This window comes from Mesorhizobium sp. P171375, from assembly GCF_057786075.1.
On record NZ_JBYNWF010000001.1, the window covers coordinates 2853533 to 2875792 of the forward strand.

Sequence of the window (22260 nt, forward strand, 5' to 3'; positions counted from 1 at the left end):
CTGGCCTGCCGGCCATCTCCCCCTCAAGGAGGGAGATAAGCAGCTTCGACGCTGCCGCTCTTCCTGTTGCGTCGACGATTGGCGAAAGCCGGGCAGCAGCTGATCTCCCCCCTTGAGGGGGAGATGGCCGGCAGGCCAGAGGGGGTCGCTCCTGAATATGAGACATCGTCTTACTGCACCAAAGGCAGCGTCATCAGACGGCCGAACTCGGGATGCGGTGTTTCATCGCCACACAGCCGCAAACAGTTCCAGGCGCTCGCCTGGTTGCTGGTGACGACCGGACGGCCGATCGCCTCTTCCATGCCGATGACCGCGAGCGCACCGCGCAGCGCGGTGCAGGACACGAACAGCGCATCGGCTTCAGCGTGCGTCGCCTCGCGCGCCAGTTCGACAATGGATGCCGGCGCAATGCGCGCCATCTCGCGGTCATCCTCGAAACCGAGGCAAGTGAAGCTGAGGATCTCGAAACCCCGCGCCGCAAAATAGGCGGCCATCGGCCTAGAGGTCTCGACGGTGTAAGGGGTGAGGATGCTGATCTTCTTCGCGCCCAAAGCCTTCAGTCCGCGCACGCCGGCCATCGGCGGTGTGACGACGGGAACGCCTGATTTGGCAGACTGGATTGCCGCCTCGATCTCGGCGTCGCCGATCACCACAGAGGCGGAGGTGCAGGAATAGCAGATGGCGTCGAGGCTCTCTTGGGGCAGGATGAGCGCCGCGCCTGCCGCCAGCTCCGGCTGCATCTTGCGAAGGTTTTCCGGCGTGGTCGGGTTCTTATAGGGAATGCGCGCGACATAGACACCGACCCGCTCGCTCGCCACCATGCGGCGGAAATCCGGCTCGCTGGTGTGGTCGGTCGCAAGGATGATCAGGCCGACACGCTTTTCCAGCGGGCGCGCGTCGAGCGCCGGCCTTGCCGGCATCAGCCTGATTTCGGGCAGCGGTTTCATCTTGAGAATTACCTTTCGATCTTGCCGTAGCGATGTTCCAGCCAGCGCAACAGCACGACCGAAAAGAGGCTGATGACGAGGAAGAAGGCGCCGACCAGCGTGATCGGCTCGATGTAGCGATAATAGGTGTTGGCGACGCTCTTGGCCTGGTTCATCAGCTCCAGCACGGTGATCGCCGACAGCAACGGCGTCTCCTTGAACATGGCGATAAAATAATTGGCCAGCGCGGGGATCATCGGCGGGATGGCCTGCGGGATGATGATGTTGGTCCAGGTCTGCGTGGCGCTGAGATTGCAGGCCTTGGCCGCTTCCCACTGGCCGCGCGGCACGTTGTCGATGCCGGCGCGATAGACCTCGGCCGTGTAGGTGCCGTAGTGCAGGCCAAGCCCGATGACGCCGGCGACCAGCGGCGGCAACAGGATGCCGAAATCCGGCAGCACGTAGAAGATGAAATAGAGCTGCACCAGAAGCGGCGTGCCGCGGATGAATTCAGCCGCCCAGCCGACGGTGCGTGACAGAACCTTGTTGGGCGAGCGCCGCGCCAACGCGATGCCCAGACCCACAATAGCAGCCAGCACGGAGCCGAGCAGCGTCGCCAGGATGGTGATCTTCACGCCCTGGATCAGCGTCGGCATGATCTCCCAGACAAAGTTCCAATCCCACTCCATCAGACGCGCACCCCATCGAGGCCACGCGCCATGCGGCGTTCCAGAGAACGCACGCCCCAGGAGATGATTAGCGCCAGCGCGAAATAGATGATCAGGATGGTGGTGAACGGCACCAGCGTGTTGCCAGTTTGCGAGCGCACGACCTGCGCCTGAAAAGTGAGATCGGCGAGCGAGATCAGCGACACCACGGAAGTCGCCTTCAGCAATTCGATGGCGTTGTTGCCGAAGGTCGGCAGCATGATCAGCAGCGCCTGCGGCAGGATAACGTGGCGCATGCCTTGCCAGCGGCCGAGATTGAGCGCGATGCAGGCCTCATATTGTTCGCGACCGACCGACTGGATGGCGCCGCGCACCACTTCCGCCGCATAGGCGCCGACATTCAAGCCCAGCGCCAGCACGCCGGCCTGCAGCGGGGTCAGCTCGAGGCCGATCAACGGCAACACGAAATAGGCAAAGAACAGCTGCACGAAGATCGAGGTGCCGCGGAAGAATTCGATGTAGACGGTTGCCAGCCAGCGCAGCGCAAAGAAGCGCGACACGCGCCCCATGCCGGCAAGGAAGGCCATGATCAGCGCAAGCACCGACCCCATCAGCGTCAGCTCGATGGTGACAAGCGCTCCCTGCAATATCAGGCCGAGATAGCCGGACCACTGGGTCATTGAGCTAGAGGTTCCCACGTTTGCGGTTGTGCTAGGCGGCGGCGAAAGCTTCCTTCTCCCCGTTCACGGCAGGGCTGTCCGGGGAAAGTTTTGAGTGAATCGAAATGCCGCATGTGCATGCCCCGTAAAACGGGGTTTGTCCGTCTTCTCTCTGGTTGTCGAGACTCAGAAAAGGAACGGGGCATGCGCTTTGCACCTAGCATCTTCGGGCAGCTTCTTGAAGCCATGGATCGCCGTCAATTCCAAGCCATTGTGGATCGTCACGACGGCGATGCCTACGACAAATCGTTCAGGAGTTGGGATCATCTGGTGGCGTTGATCTATGCCCAGTTCTGCGGCAGCGACAGCCTGCGTGGCCTGGAAGCCGGTTGGAACGCCAACAGCCAGCATCATTACCACCTGGGCAGCGGTCCGCTGATGCGTTCGACCTTGTCGGACGCCAACGCACGGCGCCCGGTCGCCATTTTTGCCGAGGCCTTCAGCCTGGTGGCGGGTCTGCTCGACCGGCAGACGCGGCAAGAGGGTAAAGAAATGCTGCGGCTGATCGACTCGACCCCCATTCCACTGGGCAAGCTGTGCGAGTGGGCCAAGTCGAACGGACGCATCCGCGGCATGAAAGTCCATGTCGTCTATGACCCGAAGGCCGACCATCCGCGCGTCCTCGACATCACCGACGCCAACGTCAACGACGCCCAGATCGGCCGCCGGATCACCATCGAGCCCGCGGCGACCTATGTGTTCGACAAGGGCTATTGCCACTATGGCTGGTGGACGGCGATCGCCGAGGCCGGGTCGGTCTTCGTAACGCGGCCCAAGACCAACATGGGGCTGGCGCAGCTGTGCAACCGCCCCGTGGCCGAGCCGCAGGGCGACGGCTTCCTGATCCTGGAAGACAGTGAGGTGAACCTGGTCAGCAAGGGCGCTTGCAAGCTGCCGATACGCCTGCGGCGCCTGCGCATCCAGCGCCAGGAAGGCGACACCATCATGCTTTTGACCAACGACATGGCGCGCTCCGCAGTCGAGATCGGGCAGCTCTACAAAGGCCGCTGGCAAATCGAGCTTCTGTTCCGCTGGATCAAGCAGCACCTCAAGATCGGCAAGTTCCTGGGCAACAACGGCAATGCAATCCGCCTGCAGCTCTTCGCGGCAATGATCGCCTATGCACTGCTGCGCATCGTCGCGCGCACCCGAGGTGTCGCCATTCCAATCCTGCGGTTCACAGAGCTGGTCGCCCAATACTTGTTCGGGCGGCGAAAAATAAACGCCATCGACAAGCCGCCGCCGGTCAATCCGAGCCGACCAAGAGACCGATCCTCCCTCAATCAGATGGCCTTCATATATGAATAACTTTCCCCGGACAGTCCTGCGTTCACGGGGAGAAGATGCCGGCAGGCAGATGAGGGGCAGCGCGAACTTACGAAGGTGTGGCGCTGCCCCTCATCCGGCCCTTCGGGCCACCTTCTCCCCGTGAACGGGGAGAAGGCAAAAACGCGCTACTTCGCGGCGCAGAGCTTGTCTCGGCTCGTTGACATCGCTGCTGCCGCCGAGAAGCCGTAGGGCTCGATGATTTTGGCGAAGTCGCCGGATTTCTTCAGCTTGGCCAGTTCGACATCGAAGGCATCGCGCAATGCCTCATCGCCCTTCTTGAAGGCGGCGCCGTCGCAATAGACCGGCGCACCCTGCACAGGCGCAATGACTTCGAGGTTCGGGTCGGCAGCCTTCTTGACGAGGTCGTTGATCGACAGAACGGGCAGCGAGTAGGCATCGATGCGGCCGTCCTGCAGCATCTTCAGGCCGCTCTGGCCGTCGGGCACGACGATGACGCGTTCGCGCGGCACGCCGGCGTTGAGCGCCAGCTTCTCTTCGGTGCCGCCGCCCGGCGCGCCGATCGTGGCTGACGTGTCCTTGGCGACATCCTCGTAGCTCTTGAAGCCCTTCGGATTGCCCTTCTTCACCAGCATCGCCTCGGCGTCGCACAGCACCGGTTCCGAATAGACGACCGCCGCGCAGCGCTCCGGCTTCATGAACAGGCCGGCGGTGACGACGTCGAAGCGGCCGGCCTGCAGTCCGGGGATCATGGCGCCATATTCTGAGATCGACGCGACGATGTCGCCAACGCCGAGACGCTTGAAGATCTCGCGGGCCACGTCGGGCGCCGCGCCCGAAACCTTGCCGTCGGCGGCGACCGCCGTATAAGGCGGCTCGTTGGCGATCGCGACTCGGGCAAAGCCCTGCGCCTTCAGCTGCTCGAGCTTACTGTCATCGGCCGAACCGGTGCTTGAAGCCGCCAGTACCACCGTCAGTGCGAGACCGGCGACGCCGGCCAGAATGCCAAGTTTCTTCATTGTTCCCAACTCCTTGTTTGTCTTCTTGGTTTTGTCTGGGGCGGTCTTCCGCCCCGCAAAGCGGTCAGACACGATGTCCGGCTGCGATGATCTTCTTCAGGAAACCTTGTGTGCGCTCCTGCTTGGGATGGCGGAAAATCTCGTCGGGCTTGCCTTCCTCGACGATCCTGCCGCGGTCGAAAAACAGCACGCGGTCGGCGAAGTCGTGGGCAAAGCCCATCTCGTGGGTGACGAGCAGCATGGTCATGTCGGTCTCGGCGGCAAGCTTGCGCATGACGTTGAGCACCTCTTCGACCAGCTCCGGATCGAGCGCCGACGTCACCTCGTCGAACAGCATGATCTTTGGCGACAGCGCCAGCGCACGCGCAATCGCCACGCGCTGCTTCTGGCCGCCGGACAATTGCGCCGGCATCGACTTCGCCTTGTCGGCCATGCCGACCATGTCGAGCAGTTCCATTGCCCGCTTTTCGGCAACGGCGCGCGGCGTGCCCTTGGTCAGCATCGGCGCCAGGGTGACATTGTCCATGACGCATTTGTGCGGAAAGAGATTGAACAGCTGGAAGACCATGCCGATCTTCTGGCGCATCTTGGTCAAATGCCGCTCGTCGGCGGGCAGCAGCTGGCCATTGCGCTCCATGTGATAGAGCTGCTCGCCATCGATCTGGATATGGCCGCCGTCGATCTTCTCAAGTGTCATCAGGATGCGCAGGATCGTCGTCTTGCCCGAGCCGGACGGGCCGATCAGCGCCAGCTTCTCGCCCGGCATGACCTGCATCGACAGGCCGTCGAGCACCTTGAACGAGCCGAAGCTCTTCGAAATGGCGTCGACCTTGATGATGGGTGTGGACAAATGAATTTCCCCTGCTGGAGAAGCCTGTGCCCTTAACGATGCGGAAGGCGCCAAATCATGTCAATTAGGAAAATAATATCATGACAATATTTCCGCGACCGCACAATTTCAGGGCAATTTCCGCTCAGATTGCGAGCAGCAGGTGCTCCGGATCGCCAAGCAGCAGCTTGGTGACAACGCCGAGGCCGGCGCGCAGTTCCCCTTCGGTGGTCGAGCCCAGCGAAATGCGCACCGCCGGATGCCAGGGCGCGTCCGAGATGCGGAAGGACATGCCGGGCGCGATCGCGACGCCCTGGAGGCGAGCCTGGGCGACAAAGCTCTCCTCGGCGCGGTCGGCCGGCAATTGCAGCCAGACATGCAGCCCGTCGCGCCGGGCGCGGTAGTCGACCCCGGCCAACACCTCAGCCGCGATGTCCTGGCGCCGCCGCAAGGCCGCGCGCTGCCAGCGCACGAGCTCCATCGCCGTACCGTCAGTGACCCATTTGGTGGCGATTTCGGCCACCAGCGGCGTCGCCATCCAGTTGGACACCAGGTGCCGGTTGGCCACAGCCGCGACGTAGCGGTCGGGCGCGGCGAGGTAGCCGATGCGCAGGCCGGGCACGGTGATCTTGGTGAAGGACGTCACGTAAAGCGTGCGCTCCGGCGCAAAGGCGGCGACCGGCGGCGGCCGGTCCTCAATCAGCGGACCCAGCACATCGTTCTCGATAATAGCGATGTCATGCTTGCGCGCGACGGCGGCAATCTCTTCGCGCCGACGCGCATCCATCAGCGTGGTCGTCGGGTTGATCACCGAAGGCTGCACGAAGACCGCACGAATGTCGGTGAGACGGCAGGCCTCGTCGAGCGCTTCCGGAATCAGGCCATTGCCGTCGATCGGCAGGCCTTCGAGGTTGAAACCGAGATAACGCGCCAGCGGCACCAGCGTGTGGTGGCCGATGGCTTCGGTGGCGACGGTCGAGCCCGGCGGCGCCACGCTCATCAACGCTACCGTCATCCCCGCGGTGGCGCCGTTGGTGAGACTGATATTCTGCGCGGAAATGTCGAGCCCGCACAGTCTCAGCCAGTCCACCGCCACCGCGCGGTGGCGCGGAAATACCATGTTGGGCCGGAACGACAGCGCCGAACTCGACGGCAGGTTTTCGGCCAGCCAGCCCAGCGCCTGCTTCAGCCGCTCCAGATGCATCGGCTCGCAGACCGGCTTCAGGATGGAGAGGTCGATGACTTCGCCGAGGCGCTCCGGCAGATAGGGCGGCTCCGGCTCGCGGCGCTGCGTCTGGACAAAGCTGCCGCGGCCGATCTCGCCTGAAATCAGGCCGCGCCGGATCAGTTCCTCATAGGCGCGGCTGACCGTCTGCACCGACAGTTTCAAATCGTCGGCCAGCCTTCGATGCGTCGGCAGCCGCGCGCCATTGGCCAGCCGCCCGTCATGGATGGCGCGCGCGAACTGGTCGGCCAGCGATTGATAGGCCGGCCGGCGAAGGAGCGCGGGATCGGGTTGCCACAATGTCATGACTTATTAGAGATCGAAATCAGTGCAATTGACAATCGAAATAATGCGCCATCATGGTGATGCCGACAAAAAGCGGACGCCGATGACATCAGCCAAACTCGACGCAATCGACCTCAAGATCCTCGATGCCATCCAGCGCGACGGGCGCATCACCAAGCTGGCGCTGGCCGAACAGGTCGGCCTGTCGCCGACGCCATGCTGGATGCGGTTGCGCAAGCTGGAGAAGGCCGGGATCGTCTCGGGCTATCACGCCAGGATCGCCATGCGCGTCGTGGCGCCGGTCGCCACCGTGCTGATGGAGGTGACGCTGGCCAGCCACCGCCAGGCCGATTTCGACCGCTTCGAACGCGTCATCCGCGACATCCCCGGGATCGTTGCCTGCTGGTCGGTGGGCGGCGGCGTCGACTATGTGGTGAAGGTGATGGCGCGCGACATCGACGCCTATCAGCGGCTGGTCGACGGCTTGCTCGAGCGCGAGATCGGCATCGACCGCTACTTCACCTACATCGTCACCAAGACGGTGAAGGAAGAGGCGGTGCTTCCGATAGCTGACCTACTGCCGGCGTCGGCATAGGGCCGGAGAGATTGTCTGCCAGCGCAGCACAATAGAGAGAGTCTCTCTCTTTCAAGGCATCGAAACAGCCTCTCTGTCTGCCGATGGCAGGTAGTCTTCCCGCATCAGTCCGAACCGGGAGGTCTCGACCATGTCCGCGCATTTCGCTCGCTCACATCGCCATGAAGCGCTCGACCGGCTCACCGACCGCCGGCTGCTGCGCGAACTCGCCTATGTCGACGGACATTGGACGGCAAGCGAGGCGGCGGAAAGTTTCGAGGTCACCGATCCGGCTACCGGTGCGACTGTTGCTTTCGTCGCGGCGCTCGATGCGCGGCAAACGACAAAAGCAATCGATGCCGCCGCGCGCGCCTTTCCAGCCTGGCGCTCCCTGTTGCCGCAGGAGCGCTCGAAAATTCTGCGAAAATGGTTCGAACTGATCATCGCCGCGAAAGACGATCTTGCTCTGCTGATGACACTGGAACAGGGCAAGCCGCTGCAGGAATCGCTTGGCGAAATCGACTACGCCGCCTCCTTCGTCGAGTGGTATGCCGAGGAAGCAAAACGTCTCAACGCCGAGAGCGTCACCAGCCATCTGCCGAATGCCGAGATGATGGTGCGGCGCGAGCCGCTCGGCGTCGTCGGCATCGTCACGCCATGGAATTTTCCGTCCGCCATGTTGACCCGCAAGGCGGCGGCCGCCCTTGCCGCCGGCTGCACCATCGTCGCGCACCCATCCTCGGAAACGCCGCTGTCGGCGCTGGCGCTGGCTGAACTCGGCGAGCGTGCCGGCCTGCCTTCCGGTGTCTTCAACGTTATCACCGGCAAGGCCGCGACTGTCGTCGGCCGCATGTGCGAGGATACACGCGTCCGCGCCATGAGCTTTACCGGCTCGACCGAGATCGGCCGGCTGATCGCGGCGCAGAGCGCGCGGACAATGAAGCGGCTGGTGATGGAGCTTGGCGGCCACGCGCCGCTGATCGTCTTTGCCGATGCCGATCTCGACAAGGCCATGAACATTGCCATCGATGCCAAATTCGCCACGTCGGGCCAGGACTGCCTTGCCGCCAACCGCATCTACGTCCAGCGCCCGATCTACGATCACTTCTGCGCCGCCTTCGCCAGGCGCATCGAGGCACTGCGGACCGGCAATGGGCTTGCCGACGGCACCGACATCGGGCCGCTGATGCATGAGCGCGCCGTCATCAAAGTCGAGGAACAGGTTGCCGATGCCATCGCTCGCGGCGCGCGGTGCCTCGCCGGCGGCAAGCGGCATCAGGCCGGGCCGCTGTTCTACCAGCCGACGCTGCTGACTGATGTCACTGACGAGGCGCTGATCATGCGCGAGGAGACTTTTGGCCCGGTCGCCGCCGTCACGCCTTTCGATAGCGAGGACGAGGTCATCGCCCGCGCCAACGCCACCGAATACGGCCTCGTCGCCTATGTCGTCACCGAGAACGGCGGCCGTCAGCAGCGCATCGGCCGCGCGCTCGACTACGGCATGGTCGCTATCAACCGGGTGAAGATCACCGGCGCGCCGATACCCTTTGGCGGCGTCAAGCAATCCGGCATAGGCCGCGAAGGCTCACGCCACGGGCTCGAAGCTTTCACCGATCTGAAGTACCTCTGCCTGGACGTCGCATAAGTCCGTCCAGCCAGCTCTCAAGGAGTCAAAAGAATGCTCGACCAGTCCAACGAACTCAACGCCTGGGATCGCGACCACTTTTTCCATCCCTCGACCCATATGGGCACGCACGCGCGCGGTGAATCGCCGACGCGCATCATGGCCGGTGGTGAAGGCGTCACCGTCTGGGACGCCAATGGCAAGAAGAGCATCGATGCCTTTGCCGGCCTCTATTGCGTCAATGTCGGCTACGGCCGCCAGAAGATCGCCGATGCCATCGCCACCCAGGCGAAGAACCTCGCCTATTATCACGCCTATGTCGGGCACGGCACCGAAGCGTCGATCACACTGGCCAAGATGATCATCGACCGTGCGCCCAAGGGCATGTCCAGAGTCTATTTCGGGCTCTCCGGTTCGGACGCCAACGAAACCAACATCAAGCTGATCTGGTACTACAACAATGTGCTTGGGCGGCCGGAGAAGAAGAAGATCATCTCGCGCTGGCGCGGCTATCACGGCTCTGGCGTGATGACGGGGTCGCTGACCGGGCTAGACCTCTTCCACAATGCTTTCGACCTGCCGCGCGCGCCGGTGCTGCACACCGAGGCGCCCTACTATTTCCGCCGCGCCGACCGTTCGATGAGCGAGGAGCAGTTCTCGCAGCATTGCGCCGACAAGCTCGAGGAGATGATCCTTGCCGAAGGCCCCGAGACCGTCGCCGCCTTCATCGGCGAGCCGATCCTTGGCACTGGCGGCATCGTGCCGCCGCCCGCCGGCTACTGGGAAAAGATCCAGTCCGTGCTGAAGAAGTATGACGTGCTGCTGGTCGCCGACGAGGTGGTGACGGGCTTCGGTCGTCTCGGCACAATGTTCGGCTCCGACCACTATGGCATCAAGCCGGACCTGATCACCATCGCCAAGGGCCTGACCTCGGCCTATGCGCCGCTGTCTGGCGTCATCGTTGCCGACAAGGTCTGGCAGGTGCTGGTGCAGGGTTCGGACAAGCTCGGCTCGCTCGGTCATGGCTGGACCTATGCTGCGCATCCGATCTGCGTCGCGGCAGGCGTCGCCAATCTCGAACTGATCGACGAGATGGATCTGGTGAAGAACGCCGGCGAGACCGGCGCCTATTTCCGCGCCGAACTCGCCAAGGCCGTCGGCGACCACAAACATGTCGGCGACGTACGCGGCGACGGCATGCTGGCGGCGGTCGAGTTCGTCGCCGACAAGGACGACCGTGTGTTCTTCGATGCTTCGCTCAAGATCGGGCCGCAAGTGGCGACGGCACTTGCCGCAAACGGCGTCATCGGCCGCGCCATGCCGCAGGGCGATATACTCGGTTTCGCGCCGCCGCTCTGCCTGACCCGTGAGGAAGCCGACATCGTCGTTTCGAAGGCCGCCGATGCGGTCAACAGCGTGTTTGCCAATCTCTGAGATCGACCATGAATGCCATGACCAAGACCCTTCCCGCCACCATGGCCGCCGTGCTGCTCACCGGGTACGGCGGACCGGAAAAACTCGTCTACCGCACCGATGTGAAGGTGCCTGTGCCCGGCCCGGGTGAAGTGCTGGTCAAGGTCAGCGCTTGCGGCATGAACAACACCGATGTCTGGGTGCGCCAGGGCGCCTATGGCACGGAGGAAGATGCTGCCGCCGTGTCGACCTGGCGGCGGCAAGGCAACACACTTGTTTTCCCGCGCATCCAGGGCACCGACACGGTCGGCATTGTTGCGGCCGTCGGTGAAGGCGTCTCGCCGGACCGGATCGGCGAGCGGGTGATGGTCGATTTCTCCATCTACAACCGCGACGACGATTCACTCGCCGACATCGACTATATGGGCCACGGTCGCGACGGCGGGTACGCCGAATACCAGACGGTGCCGGCCGAGAATGCACATGTCGTCGACACCGAGATGAGCGACGTCGAACTCGCCACCTTCTGCTGCGCCTATCTCACCGGTGAGCAGATGCTGGAGCGCGCCGCACTCAAGGCCGGCGAGCGCGTGCTTGTCACCGGCGGTTCGGGCGGTGTCGGTTCCGGCATCGTCCAGCTGGCGCGAGCGCGCGGCGCCATTCCCTACGCCGTTGTCGGCAAGGGCAAGGAACAGGCGGTGCGCAACATCGGCGCCGAGGCGGTGATAACCCGCGGCGTCGCCGACTTGCCTGCCGCGGTGACTGAGGCGACCGGCGGCCAGCCGATCGACGTGGTCGCCGATCTCGTCGGCGGCGCGATCTTCAACGACTTGTTGCGCATTCTCCGACCCGAAGGCCGCTACACGACCGCCGGCGCGATCGCCGGCCCAGTCGTGCAGCTCGATCTGAGGACCATGTATCTCAAGCAGCTGCAACTGCACGGATCGAGCCAAGGCACGCGCGCCGATTTTCGTCGCATCGTCCGCTACATCGAGGCCAAGAAAATCCGGCCGCTGGTTGGCGGTGTCTACAGACTGTCCGATTTTCACAAGGCGCAGGCCGACTTCATCGCCAAGGATTTTGTCGGCAAGCTGGTGGTCGTGCCGGACGCCATGTGGATCGATGGTCACTGACCTGGCATGAGGCGGCAAATCATATACGGACTATTGATTGCGCCAGGTTTTTCCACGCCAAAGGCTGGACCACCGCCATGCGCACGCCGCGTGAGGATGTTCTGCCCAAATCCGACCGAATCGATATCGTGCCGCTCGATGCTGCGCCGGCAGGCGATCGACATCGCCGAGGTCGCCGAGCGCGTCGGCTACGGCACCGCCTTCAGCCGCCATGTCGGCCAGCCGCCCGGCCGCTACGCAAAGGCGACGGCATAGTAGGCGGCAGGTCGCCGGCGGTCCGTCACTCCGGAAGGCCGGCCTTGCGGAAGCCATCGACGAAATGTTCGAGCGTGGCAGCGTCGCGGAATGGCTCGGTCTCGACCCAGTGGCGGGTTGTGAAATGCGGGTTGGCGACGAGGAACATTGCGACCTCGGCGCGCGCCTCGTCGAGCCGGCCGAGCTGGGCGAGGCTCGCCGCCAGGAAGCGGCGTGAGCTTGTGCGATAGGTCTCGTCCCGGCGCAGCGTCTCGACGGCGGCCTCGTAGTCGCGCGCCGCATATTGCGCCTGGCCGAGCGTAAGATAGTACCAGCTTGCCGGATACGGGTTCAGGCGGAACGCTTTGCGGATCTGCTCGAGGCCCTCCTCCACCTGGCCGGCCAGGGTCGTGATGTCGGACAATGTCGCCCAGGCGTCGGCGTCGTTCGGGTCGAGCTCGAACGCCTTGGCAAATTCCGCGTCCGCCTCATCGAATCTGCGCTCATAGGCAAGCAGGTTGGCAAGCACCCAGTGACAGCCGGCATCATTGGGATCGATCGCCACGGCCTTGCGCGCCAGGTCCAGGGCAAGGCCGCGGGCAGGCTCCACCGCTTCGCCCCAATGCACCCATCCCATCCAGTGGTTCATGGCAAGCCAGCGATAGGCCTCGGCATAGTCCGGATCGAGCGCAATCGCACGCGTCAGCATCAGATGCGCTTCGCGCGCCGTCTCCGGCGAAACGTCGATCAGCTTGCGGGCCCGCACACACAGATCGTACGCCTCGAGATTCCCCGGCCGGTTGCGCGGCAGCGGCGCACGCAGGCGGCCAAGCAGGGCCTCGACGATCTTGGCCGTCACCTCGTCCTGGACGGCAAAGATATCTTCCAGGCCGCGATCGAAGCGGTCCGCCCACAGATGCTCGCCGCTCAGTGCGTCGACCAGCTGGGCGTTGATGCGCACGCGCCCGGCGGCACGTCTGGCGCTGCCCTCCAAGAGATAGCGCACGCCAAGTTCCCTGGCGATCTCGCGCACATCCACCGCCTTGCCCTTGTAGGCAAAGGTCGAGTTGCGCGCGATGACGAACAGGCCGCCGATCCGGGACAGGTCGGTGATGAGGTCTTCAGTCAACCCGTCGGCGAAGGCTTCCTGCTCGGGGTCGTTGCTGAAATTGGCGAAGGGCAACACGGCTATCGACGGCTTGGCGGGCAGCGGCAAAGGCTGTCGCTTTGCATCGCCGAGCTGTTCAATGGCGCCGATGAAGCGATAGCCGACGCGCGGAACCGTCGATATCCATTCCCCGCCATTCGCGGCCGGACCCAGCAGCTTGCGCAATTGCGCGATCTGGACCGTAAGGTTGCCTTCCTCGACGGCCGTGCCTGGCCATGCCGCGTCCATCAACTCGGCCTTGGCCAGGATCTCGCCGGGCCGTGCGACGAGCGCCGCCAGCAGTTGCAGTCCGCGATGACCGGCGGCGACGGGGACGTTGTCCCGAAGGAGCGTTCCCGCACCCGGATCAAGCACGAACGGACCAAAGGCAAAGCGCGCTCCTTGCATAACGCGCATCTATAGCCCGTTTGGAAGTTTTGAGAACTATTTGGGAAGGCTTAATTACGGCGCCGTCCGCATGCTGCAGAATTCAGCCTCTTTCAAACCGAGGGCTCTTGCCCCTCAAGCCGAATGGAGGTTGCCATGAACGATACCTTTGCTTCTGCCCCGGCAGCCTGGCCGGAAAAACCCGCGGCGTCATCGCGCCGGTACTTGACGGGCCCGCGCAGCATGATTGCGGCCTGGCGTGAGCGGATACGCTTTCGCTGGGACCTGAAGCAGATGGCGGAGGCCAATCCGCATCTGATCGACGACATCGGCCTGACCAGACGCCAGGTCGAGGCAGAGATCGTCAAACGCTTCTGGCAAGTGTGAGCCGGATGATACCGGATCGCCCGTTTGTGCGTGCCGCGGCGCTTCGCCGGTATTTGCACTTGCCGGAATTTGCCGATCCTGCTTCGAAGGCTGCATGAGCGCCGAAGACGCGACGTCACCGCGCGAGAACCGCATCCCATGGGCCGCGATGGCCGGCATCATCGCGACCGTCACGGTGTTTGCCGTCGCGCAGGGGCTGACCTATCCGCTGCTCAGCTTCATCCTCGAACGGCAGGGGACGACACCGGGCCTGATCGGCCTCTCGGCGGCAATGACGCCGCTGGGTTTCATCGTATCGTCGCTCTTCACGCCGGCGCTGGTTCGGCGCGTGGGGGCGGCGCGCTTCGCGGTCCTGTGTTCAATCCTGGCAGCGACCGCCCTGATCGCGATTGCCTGGACGCAGGACGTCTGGGCCTGGATGCCGTTGCGCTTCCTGCTCGGCTTCTTTGCCAACCCGCTCTACGTGATCAGCGAAACCTGGCTGGTCTCGATCACGCCCGCCGCGCGCCGGGGCCGCATCATGGGCCTTTACTCCTCCATTGTTTCCGCCGGATTCGGCTTCGGCCCACTGTCGCTAGGCCTTGTGGGCACCCAAGGGTGGCCGCCCTTCATCATCGGCAGCGCGGCCTTCCTGGTCTGCGGCCTGATCGTGCTTGCCGTCGCAGCGCGCCTGCCCGACATGCCGCATGACGGCGAGGCGGTGTCGGTCGGCGGCTTCTTTGCCCTGGCGCCGCTGTTGTTGTTTACCGTTTTCACCGCTGCCGCCTTCGAGCAGGTCCTGCTTTCCCTGTTCGCGGTCTATGGCGCCGCACTTGGCAGCGCCGAGCAACGCATTGCGTCGCTCATCACCTGTTTCATCGCCGGCAATGCGGTGCTGCAGATCGTGCTTGGGCGCGCGGCCGAACGGTTTGGCTCGACGCGGATGATGCTGTTCTGTGTCCTGGTGTGCCTGGCCGGTTGCCTGCTGTTGCCGTTGCTCTTCGACAATTGGCTGATCTGGCCGCTTTTCTTCGTCTGGGGCGGGGTCTCGTTCGGCATCTACACGTTGTCGCTGATCCAACTCGGCGAGCGTTTCACCGGTCAGGCCTTGATTGCCGGCAATGCCGCCTTCGCTTTCGTGTGGGGCACTGGCGGCATCGTCGGCTCGCCCGTAGCAGGGCTGGCAATGCAGCTGACCGGACATCAGGGACTGCCATCGTCGCTCGGCCTGCTGTGCTGTGTGCTGGTGGTGTTTCTGACGGCGCAGAGACGGCGGGTTTGAGCGAAGACCTTGCTCAGGCGTAAGGCGTGCCTGCCATTGCGGCTTTCAGGCCGATGCTGCCCTTGTCGACGAGAGCGAGAAAGGCCGCGCTCGCTTGGCCGCTGTCGCGGGTTTCTCGAAACGTCCGGTGCGCCTGGATGAAGGCCACACTCCATGTCGTCAGGAGCAGCGCCGCACCCAGCCGGGCGTCGGGGTCGGCGGCATCACGCCCCGCGCCTTCAGTCAGCGCTACCGTCAGCACGTCCGCCAGCTCATCCCGTATCGCTCTCGCCCGCGCCTTGAGCGTCTCGCTGCCCTCGACCGTCCTGATCAGGCCCTGGCTCCTGGCGGAGAATTCGACGACGGGGCTACGTTCGGCAACCAGGCGATGCGCGAACAGCCGCAACGCCTCGATCGGCGCGATGCCTGGATCGCGCTGCCGCAGAGCCTCGCGCAGCATCTCGCGGCCTTCCTCGTCGCGGTCGAAGAGCATGTCCTCCTTGCGCGGGAAGTGATTGAATACCGTCATCCGCCCAACATCGGCGGCCGCCGCGATCTCGTCCACCGTCACATCGTCGAAGCCCCGCTCGAAGAACAGGAGCGTGGCGGCATTGGAGATGGCTTGCCGCGTGGCGAGGCGCTTGCGAGCCCGGAGGTCGGACGGGGTTGACATGGCTTTCCTGGTTGAATATGTACTGAGTACAAGTTTGGATCGAGTATAGTAAGAACTGAGCCGAAAAGCAAGCTTCTCCGCTCGATCGGACTGCAGAGACCCAGGACGTCAGCGCAAGGCGCGCGTCATGGGTTCATCATTTTCATCGTCTGGATCTCACCATGAACAAATCCCTTACCGTTATCTTCGCCGCGATCGGCCTCGACGCCGTCGGCATAGGCCTCATCTTCCCGATCCTCCCGCGCCTCCTCGAAGAGGTGACGCACAGCCCCGATATCGCACCCTATATCGGCATCATGACCGCGCTTTATGCGCTGATGCAATTCGTCTTCGCGCCCATGCTCGGCGCCTTGAGCGACAACATTGGCAGGCGTCCCGTTCTGCTCATTTCGCTCGCCGGTGCGGCCATCAACTACATCGTCATGGCCTTCGCGCCACAGCTCTGGATGCTGTTCCTCGGCCGCGCCATTGCCGGCCTGACCAGCGCCAATGTCTCGGTCGCAATGGCCTACATCACCGACGTGTCACCTGAGGACAAGCGCGCCCGTCGCTTCGGCCTGTTCAACGCCGTGTTCGGCGCCGGCTTCATCATCGGGCCGGTTCTCGGCGGTCTGCTCGGCGACCACTGGCTGCGGTTGCCTTTCATCGCCGCCGCCGTGCTCAACGCCTGCAATCTGCTGCTGGCTTTTTTCATCCTGCCGGAGTCGCGCGCACCTGCCCGCCAGAAGCTCGATCTGGCCGCACTCAACCCGCTTGCGCCGTTGCGCTGGGTGCTCTCTTTGAAGGGGCTTCTGCCGATCGTGTTCGTGTTCTTCATCATGAGCGCCACCGGAGAAGCCTACGGCACCTGCTGGGCGCTGTGGGGCTTCGACACGTTCCAGTGGAACGGTGTCTGGATCGGCCTTTCGCTGGGCGCCTTCGGTGTCTGCCAGACGCTGGTGCAGGCATTCCTGCCCGGCCCGGCAGCCAGATTGCTCGGCGAGCGCTGGGCGGTCGTCACCGGCATAGGTTTTGCCTGCATCGCCCTTCTCGCCATGGCTTTCGCCAATCACGGCTGGATGGTGTTCGCCATCATGCCGGTCTTCGCGCTGGCCGGCATCGGCGCACCGGCGTTCCAGGCCTTTGCCACAAGGCAGGTCGACCCGGCTCGCCAGGGTCAACTCCAGGGCGTGCTGGCATCGGCCGTCAGCCTGGCCTCGGTCATCGCCCCACTCGGCTTCTCGACCTTCTACTTCGTCGTCCAGAAAGAGTGGCCTGGAGCCATCTGGCTCTCGGTGCTGGTCGTTTATGCGATCGCCATCCCGCTGGTTCTTCTCGGCACTCGGACCGCTCGCTCCGCAGAGCCAGCGATCGCGTAGATCTTCCTAAGTAAAGCCGCTCACACACCAGACCTTGCAAATATGCCATCCTCACCGGGATGTAAAAGGGAGAGGTATCGATGAAGAAGGCTTTCCTGATGTCTGTCATTGTCGAGATGGCATTTCTAGGCGCGGCGACAACCATGTCATTGGCGGATGATCTTCCCGCCTTGAACTCGAAGTGGCGCGAACAGCAACGCGGGACCTGCCTGGAGATAACTCAAGTTTCGGATCCACTTCCCGGACCGGCAGGCTGCGCTCAGATTGCCGGCCGGATAAAAGACGATCTGATGATCGGCTATGCCTGCAAAAGCGGATCGGAAATCAGCTTTTTCACCGGCCTGCAAACCGACAATTCCATCAAGCCCGATATTTTCATTGGCCGGTACAGCGCGGAAGCCATAATCGCCCAATACTGCACCAGAATTAGCAACGACTGGCCTCCGGAATATGATTGCAGAAATGAAATGACGTTCAAAAGCGTCAGCAGTTGCACACCCTGAAATGCGCTGGCCGGTTGAAGACGGAAGCTTCATCCGCGGTGCTGTAGAACTCATTGCCTGAGCGGCGGCGCGGGCGAAAGCGTTCGATCATGATCGGCTGAATGAAAACAGCTTCGCGTCGGAGTCTTCGATGCCGCCGATCGCCGAGGCGACGACCGGCGGCAGTCAGCGTTCCGGCGGCCATGGCGCCGCTGATCCCCATGCCGACGATCAACACGTCGGTCTTGACATCGCGGGTCAGTCTTTCGGTCGGCACCGATGGAGCCCGATAGGCAAACCAGACCGGCCGGCCGCTGCGCAGGTCGAGTTTGCGTGCCACCAATGTCTCCAGGCGCCGGCACTGTTCAGCTGCCAACCAATGTCTTCAAACGAGAGCGGCCGCCGAGGTCCGGCGGCCGCTGGCAGCGGCGCTAAATGCGCCCAAGAACAACCAGAATGATGACGATGAGCAGCACCAGCCCGAGGCCGCCGCCGCCATAGTAACCGGTGCCGTAAAATGGTCCGCCGCCGAGGCCGCTGAAGCCGCCGAGCAACGCGATGATCAGGATGATAATAAGAATGGTACCCAGGCCCATATGCCGTCTCCTTGCGCTGCCGCGCCATTCACGCCGCGCGGCTCGAAGACAGAAACTCGCGGCAGGCCATCCTGTTCCAATGCCTTTGCAACCCTTGCGCGCCAAGGGCAAGCGCAACCGGAGTGATTACGGTCTCTTTTGACGGCTAAGAAAAGCAGGAATCCTGCCTGTTGGCTTCGGAGGGACTCGGCGTTTGATAGAATCGCTGACCGGCTCTGCCCCGCTTGCCGCGAGTTTCCGTTGGGCTCAACAGGCCACCTTCACGTCGCCTTGCCGGCCGGTGCGCCTATGTCTTCCTCGGCAATGTCGTCGAACGAGGCGTAGTTCATGTTGTAGAGCCGCGCGTAGAGACCTTTCGCCGCCATCAGCTGGTCGTGGTTGCCGCTTTCGACGATCTCGCCATTCTGCAGCACGATGATGCGGTCGGCGCCGCGGATGGTCGCCAGCCTGTGCGCGATGACCAGCCCGGTGCGGCCTTCCAGCAGTGTGACCAGCGCCTCCTGGATCAGCATTTCCGTGTAGGAATCGATGCTCGCCGTCGCCTCGTCCAGCACCAGGATCTTGGCGTCGGCGACCAGCGCCCGCGCAAAGCTGATCAGCTGGCGCTGGCCGAGCGAGAGGTTGCCGCCGCGTTGTTCGAGCTCGGTGTCGTAGCCGTCGGGCAGATGCTCGATGAAATCGTGCGCACCGACGGCTTGTGCCGCTCGCACCACCTCTTCGCGGGTTGCTGATGTCTTGTGGTAGCGGATGTTTTCCAGAACCGTGCCGGAGAACAGGAATGGCTCCTGCAGCACCATGGCCACCTGGTCGCCGAGCGAATCCTGCGTCACGTCGCGGACATCGTGGCCGCCGACCAGCACCTCGCCCGACCAGACATCGTAGAAACGGTGCACCAGCGCCATGCAGCTCGACTTGCCCGATCCGGTCGGCCCGACCAGGGCCACGGTCTCGCCTGGATTGACGCGGAACGAGACATTTTTGAGCACCGGCTGGTTCTGCCGGTAGCCGAAGGTGACGTTCCTGAACTCGACCGAGCCGTCCATGTCGCGCGTCAGCGCCACCGCGCCTCGGCTGTCGCTGACGTCGACCGGCACGTCGAGCACTTCGGAGATGCGCTGGCCCGAAGCCATGGCGCGCTGCATGACTGAGTACTGCATGGTGAGCGAGCGGATAGGGTCGAAGAAGCGCTGGATGTAGAACAGGAACACCACCATGACGCCGATGTCGAGGCTGTGCGACAGCACCATCGAACCGCCTATGACGATGACGGTCGCCATGGCTATGCCGGTCAGCGTGTCGACGATCGGCACCATCACCTGCGCATATTTCGCCGAGGTCAGATGCGTCCTCAGATTGGCCAGCACCTTCTCGTCATAGAGGTCGAAATTGACGTGCTGGCGCTCCAGGCTCTGCACCGTGCGCACGCCGTGGATGCCTTCGGCGAGCGCACCGTTGGCGATCGAATTGGTCTCGTGCGCGGTCATGAAGGCGACCTTGGCGCGCGGGAGCCAGAACAGGCGTACGACAAACAGCGCCGGCATGGTCGACAGCGTCAAAAGCCCGAGCCGGAAATCGAGCCAGAGCAGAACGGTGACGATGCCGAACAAGAGCACGATGTCGCCCACCGACATCACGGAGGTCTCGAGGAACTCCTGCATCGAATTGACGTCGCCCTGCAGGCGCGACATCAGGCGGCCCACTTCGGTCTTGTCCATGAAGCTCAGCGAGACACTCTGCAGATGGCTGAACATGGCGCGGCGCAAATCCGACAGCACATTCTCGGCCACCTTGCCGACGACGCTTTCCTGCACATAGCTGGCGCCATAGTTGATCAGGATGATCAGCGCGAAGGCGCCGATCGCCCAGTTCATCACCGAGCGGTCGGCCTTGCCCGCCGCCATGCCGTGGTCGATGGCGTAGCGGATGACCAGCGGGATCGCCAGCTGCGTCAGTGTGAACACCAGTACAGCGGCAACCGAGATGAAGATCCGGCCCTGATACGGTTTCACAAAACTCCAGATGCGGCGCACGATGCGCGGATCGTAGGCCTTGCCGAAGACCTCTTCCTCGTCGCGGTGCGAGCCGACGACGGCCTTGGTCGGCCGCCGGCTGGTGTCTTCCTTCTCGTCGTCGTTCTGCGTCGACATCATGCGGCTCCCACAGCCACCGGCAAATCGTCGTCCGGCCGCAGCTGGAGGTCGTAGAGCGCGCGGTAGCGGCCGCCCAGCGCCAGCAATTCCTGGTGCGTGCCGCGCTCGGCGATGCGGCCGTTTTCGACGAACAGGATCTGGTCGGCATGCATCAGCGAGCTCAGCCGGTGCGAGATGATCAGCGTCACACGGTCCTTGGCGAAGCGTTTCATCGCCGTGCGGATACGCTGCTCGGTGCCGGCGTCGACGGCCGCGGTGGAATCGTCGAACACCAGAACCGAAGGCCGCAGCATCAAGGTACGGGCGATGGTCAGGCGCTGCCGCTGGCCGCCGGACAGCGAGGCGCCGCGCTCACCCACGACCGTGGTGTAGCCGGCCGGAAGCCCGATGATGTAGTTGTGCAGCTGGGCATACTCGGCTGCCTGCCCGATGCGGGTTTCGCGCGCCCAGGGATTGCCATAGGCGATGTTGTTCTCGATCGAGGTGGTGAACAGGAACGCGTCCTGCTGCACGACGCCGACCGCCTTGCGCAGCGATTGCAGCGTGACCTCGCGGATGTCCTGCCCGTCGATGGTGATCGCGCCCGACGTCACATCGTAGAAGCGCGGGATCAGATGCGCGATGGTCGACTTGCCGCTGCCCGGCGGGCCGACGATGCCAACGGTTTCACCGGACCTGGCCTCGAAGGAAATGCCCGACAGCGCCGGCCGGCCGCCAACGCCCGCATAGCGGAAGCCGACATTGTCGAAGCGCAGCACGCCGTCAGTGACGACGAGATCCTTGGCGCCAGGCGCATCCTGGATGTCGAGTTCGGCGTCGAGCAGTTCGAACAGCCTGGTGCCGCAGGTCGAGGCGCGGGCAAACGAGTTGACCATCAGGCCGAGCTGGCGCACCGGCATCTGCAGGATGGTCATGAAGGTGAGGAACTGAGCCAGCGTGCCGACGCTGATCTCGCCCGCAATCACCTTCTGACCGCCGAACCACAGCACCAGGCCCATGGCTGCCAGGAAGGAGAAATTCATGGCGCTGGTGTTGGAGACTCGGATGTCGACGCGCTGATCGGCAAGCTCCAGCGCCGACTTTTTGGCCCGGTCGAATTTTTCAAGCTCATGTCGTTGCGCTGCGAACGCACGCACGACGCGGATGCCGCCGAGGTTCTCATCCATCACCCGGCTCAGCACCGACAGCCGCTCCTGCAGCGTCAGCCAGGTGCTGCGCAATCTGAGCTGCGTGACCGAGGACCGCCAGGCAACGAACGGCACGAAACTCAGGCTGAGCAAACCGAGCTCAAGATCGGTGCTGATCAGAAGGTAGGAGCCGACACCGATCAGCACGCCGAGCAGCACCACGCGCAATATGCCGGTGGAAAAGAACATGCGCACGCCATCGAGGTCGAGCAGGCCGAGCGTGATCAGATCGCCGGTATGAACCCTGTCATGGAAGGCGAAGCTCAGCCGCTGGATCTTCTCGTAGAAGGCCAGGCGCAACTCATAGCCGGTGCGGTGACCGACAGCCTCGCCGTAATAGTTCTGCGCCATGGTGAAGAGGCCGCGCAGGATGCTGACGACGAGCAGCGTGATCGCGGTGGTCCACAGCGCCTGTTCCGCCGCCGCCCCTCCGCTCGCTTGCATCACGCCTTGCGCCTGGTCGATGGCGCGACCGAGCAGGCGCGGGATGAACAGCTGCAGCGTTGCGGCGATGAAAGTCGAGACGATGGTGATCGCCACCTGCCAGGGATGGCGCAGCGTCATGCGCACGATGCGTAGCAGCGTGCTGAGGCCCTTGCCCCAGGAGGCCTCCGCCACATGGGCAAACGATTTGCCGCGCTTCGCCGCGCCGCTGGCTGCATCCGTATTCAAGGAAAAATATCCAGCCCGATCCGGACATTAGCCCGGACGAATGAA

General features: G+C 63.5%; 20 protein-coding genes and 2 pseudogenes. 10 read left to right on the forward strand and 12 right to left on the reverse strand.

Annotated features, from left to right (window positions below):
* Nucleotides 1–170: 170 nt before the first annotated feature.
* Genes eutA through ehuC form a run of 3 tightly spaced genes read right to left on the reverse strand, consistent with a single transcriptional unit; the run spans nucleotide 171 to nucleotide 2274 of the window.
* Complete coding sequence (gene eutA, locus ACYHH6_RS13710; protein WP_352593406.1) at nucleotides 171–947, reverse strand: ectoine utilization protein EutA; 777 nt, start codon at nucleotides 945–947, stop codon at nucleotides 171–173.
* 8 nt (nucleotides 948–955) lie between these two features.
* A complete protein-coding gene (ehuD, locus tag ACYHH6_RS13715; RefSeq protein ID WP_112566166.1) occupies nucleotides 956–1615 on the reverse strand; it encodes an ectoine/hydroxyectoine ABC transporter permease subunit EhuD in 660 nt (219 codons plus the stop codon).
* Nucleotides 1615–2274: an ectoine/hydroxyectoine ABC transporter permease subunit EhuC gene (ehuC, locus tag ACYHH6_RS13720; RefSeq protein WP_181061064.1), complete on the reverse strand. Its 660-nt coding sequence runs from the start codon at nucleotides 2272–2274 to the stop codon at nucleotides 1615–1617. The genes ehuD and ehuC overlap by 1 nt, the downstream gene beginning before the upstream one ends.
* Nucleotides 2275–2457: 183 nt before the next feature.
* On the opposite strand from ehuC, the gene ACYHH6_RS13725 reads away from it, so the two are divergent.
* Nucleotides 2458–3621 (forward strand): IS4 family transposase, encoded by a 1164-nt coding sequence (locus tag ACYHH6_RS13725; RefSeq protein ID WP_352593680.1) that lies wholly within the window; start codon nucleotides 2458–2460, stop codon nucleotides 3619–3621.
* A 146-nt stretch (nucleotides 3622–3767) separates the two neighbouring features.
* On the opposite strand, the gene ehuB is transcribed toward ACYHH6_RS13725, so the two are convergent.
* From ehuB to ehuR, 3 genes are all read right to left on the reverse strand, one after another.
* Nucleotides 3768–4619, reverse strand: coding sequence for an ectoine/hydroxyectoine ABC transporter substrate-binding protein EhuB (ehuB, locus tag ACYHH6_RS13730; RefSeq protein WP_352589294.1), 852 nt, complete (start codon nucleotides 4617–4619; stop codon nucleotides 3768–3770).
* Between the two features lie 64 nt (nucleotides 4620–4683).
* Entirely contained in the window at nucleotides 4684–5469 is a 786-nt protein-coding gene (ehuA, locus tag ACYHH6_RS13735) for an ectoine/hydroxyectoine ABC transporter ATP-binding protein EhuA (protein WP_352589292.1), read from the reverse strand.
* A 124-nt stretch (nucleotides 5470–5593) separates the two neighbouring features.
* The gene (ehuR, locus tag ACYHH6_RS13740) at nucleotides 5594–6979 is read right to left on the reverse strand and encodes a MocR-like ectoine utilization transcription factor EhuR (RefSeq protein WP_352589290.1); all 1386 of its coding nucleotides are present in this window, start codon (nucleotides 6977–6979) and stop codon (nucleotides 5594–5596) included.
* 82 nt (nucleotides 6980–7061) lie between these two features.
* Here ehuR and ACYHH6_RS13745 point away from each other — a divergent pair, with 82 nt between their 5' ends.
* The 5 genes and pseudogenes from ACYHH6_RS13745 to ACYHH6_RS13765 all read left to right on the forward strand — a co-directional run.
* Entirely contained in the window at nucleotides 7062–7553 is a 492-nt protein-coding gene (locus tag ACYHH6_RS13745; RefSeq protein WP_352589287.1) for an Lrp/AsnC family transcriptional regulator, read from the forward strand.
* Between the two features lie 130 nt (nucleotides 7554–7683).
* Nucleotides 7684–9177 (forward strand): NAD-dependent succinate-semialdehyde dehydrogenase, encoded by a 1494-nt coding sequence (locus ACYHH6_RS13750; protein ID WP_352589284.1) that lies wholly within the window; start codon nucleotides 7684–7686, stop codon nucleotides 9175–9177.
* A 33-nt stretch (nucleotides 9178–9210) separates the two neighbouring features.
* On the forward strand, nucleotides 9211–10590 hold the full coding sequence (locus ACYHH6_RS13755; RefSeq protein WP_352589281.1) for an aspartate aminotransferase family protein: 1380 nt from the start codon (nucleotides 9211–9213) through the stop codon (nucleotides 10588–10590).
* 8 nt (nucleotides 10591–10598) lie between these two features.
* Nucleotides 10599–11702, forward strand: coding sequence for an alcohol dehydrogenase family protein (locus ACYHH6_RS13760; protein ID WP_352589279.1), 1104 nt, complete (start codon nucleotides 10599–10601; stop codon nucleotides 11700–11702).
* Between the two features lie 132 nt (nucleotides 11703–11834).
* Nucleotides 11835–11957: pseudogene (locus tag ACYHH6_RS13765) on the forward strand (AraC family transcriptional regulator); the annotation flags it as partial.
* 25 nt (nucleotides 11958–11982) lie between these two features.
* Here the strand turns inward: ACYHH6_RS13765 and ACYHH6_RS13770 are convergent.
* A complete protein-coding gene (locus ACYHH6_RS13770; protein WP_352589276.1) occupies nucleotides 11983–13500 on the reverse strand; it encodes a winged helix-turn-helix domain-containing tetratricopeptide repeat protein in 1518 nt (505 codons plus the stop codon).
* A gap of 126 nt (nucleotides 13501–13626) precedes the next feature.
* Between ACYHH6_RS13770 and ACYHH6_RS13775 the strand changes: the two genes are divergently transcribed.
* Nucleotides 13627–13857, forward strand: coding sequence for a DUF1127 domain-containing protein (locus ACYHH6_RS13775; RefSeq protein ID WP_352589274.1), 231 nt, complete (start codon nucleotides 13627–13629; stop codon nucleotides 13855–13857).
* Between the two features lie 94 nt (nucleotides 13858–13951).
* Nucleotides 13952–15118: an MFS transporter gene (locus ACYHH6_RS13780; RefSeq protein WP_352589272.1), complete on the forward strand. Its 1167-nt coding sequence runs from the start codon at nucleotides 13952–13954 to the stop codon at nucleotides 15116–15118.
* Nucleotides 15119–15131: 13 nt separating this feature from the next.
* On the opposite strand, the gene ACYHH6_RS13785 is transcribed toward ACYHH6_RS13780, so the two are convergent.
* Entirely contained in the window at nucleotides 15132–15770 is a 639-nt protein-coding gene (locus ACYHH6_RS13785; protein WP_192255887.1) for a TetR/AcrR family transcriptional regulator, read from the reverse strand.
* 113 nt (nucleotides 15771–15883) lie between these two features.
* On the opposite strand from ACYHH6_RS13785, the pseudogene ACYHH6_RS13790 reads away from it, so the two are divergent.
* Both ACYHH6_RS13790 and ACYHH6_RS13795 read left to right on the forward strand, forming a co-directional pair.
* Nucleotides 15884–17128: pseudogene (locus tag ACYHH6_RS13790) on the forward strand (TCR/Tet family MFS transporter); the annotation flags it as partial.
* Between the two features lie 80 nt (nucleotides 17129–17208).
* Nucleotides 17209–17631: a hypothetical protein gene (locus ACYHH6_RS13795; RefSeq protein ID WP_352589269.1), complete on the forward strand. Its 423-nt coding sequence runs from the start codon at nucleotides 17209–17211 to the stop codon at nucleotides 17629–17631.
* Here the strand turns inward: ACYHH6_RS13795 and ACYHH6_RS13800 are convergent.
* From ACYHH6_RS13800 to ACYHH6_RS13815, 4 genes are all read right to left on the reverse strand, one after another.
* Entirely contained in the window at nucleotides 17612–17950 is a 339-nt protein-coding gene (locus tag ACYHH6_RS13800; RefSeq protein WP_435053403.1) for a hypothetical protein, read from the reverse strand. The two genes, ACYHH6_RS13795 and ACYHH6_RS13800, sit on opposite strands and share 20 nt — an antisense overlap.
* A gap of 91 nt (nucleotides 17951–18041) precedes the next feature.
* Nucleotides 18042–18206 (reverse strand): DUF3309 family protein, encoded by a 165-nt coding sequence (locus ACYHH6_RS13805; RefSeq protein ID WP_112566134.1) that lies wholly within the window; start codon nucleotides 18204–18206, stop codon nucleotides 18042–18044.
* A gap of 260 nt (nucleotides 18207–18466) precedes the next feature.
* Nucleotides 18467–20353 (reverse strand): ABC transporter ATP-binding protein, encoded by a 1887-nt coding sequence (locus ACYHH6_RS13810; protein ID WP_352589265.1) that lies wholly within the window; start codon nucleotides 20351–20353, stop codon nucleotides 18467–18469.
* Nucleotides 20353–22215: an ABC transporter ATP-binding protein gene (locus ACYHH6_RS13815; RefSeq protein ID WP_352589262.1), complete on the reverse strand. Its 1863-nt coding sequence runs from the start codon at nucleotides 22213–22215 to the stop codon at nucleotides 20353–20355. Before ACYHH6_RS13815 ends, ACYHH6_RS13810 begins: the two co-directional genes overlap by 1 nt.
* Nucleotides 22216–22260: the final 45 nt, after the last annotated feature.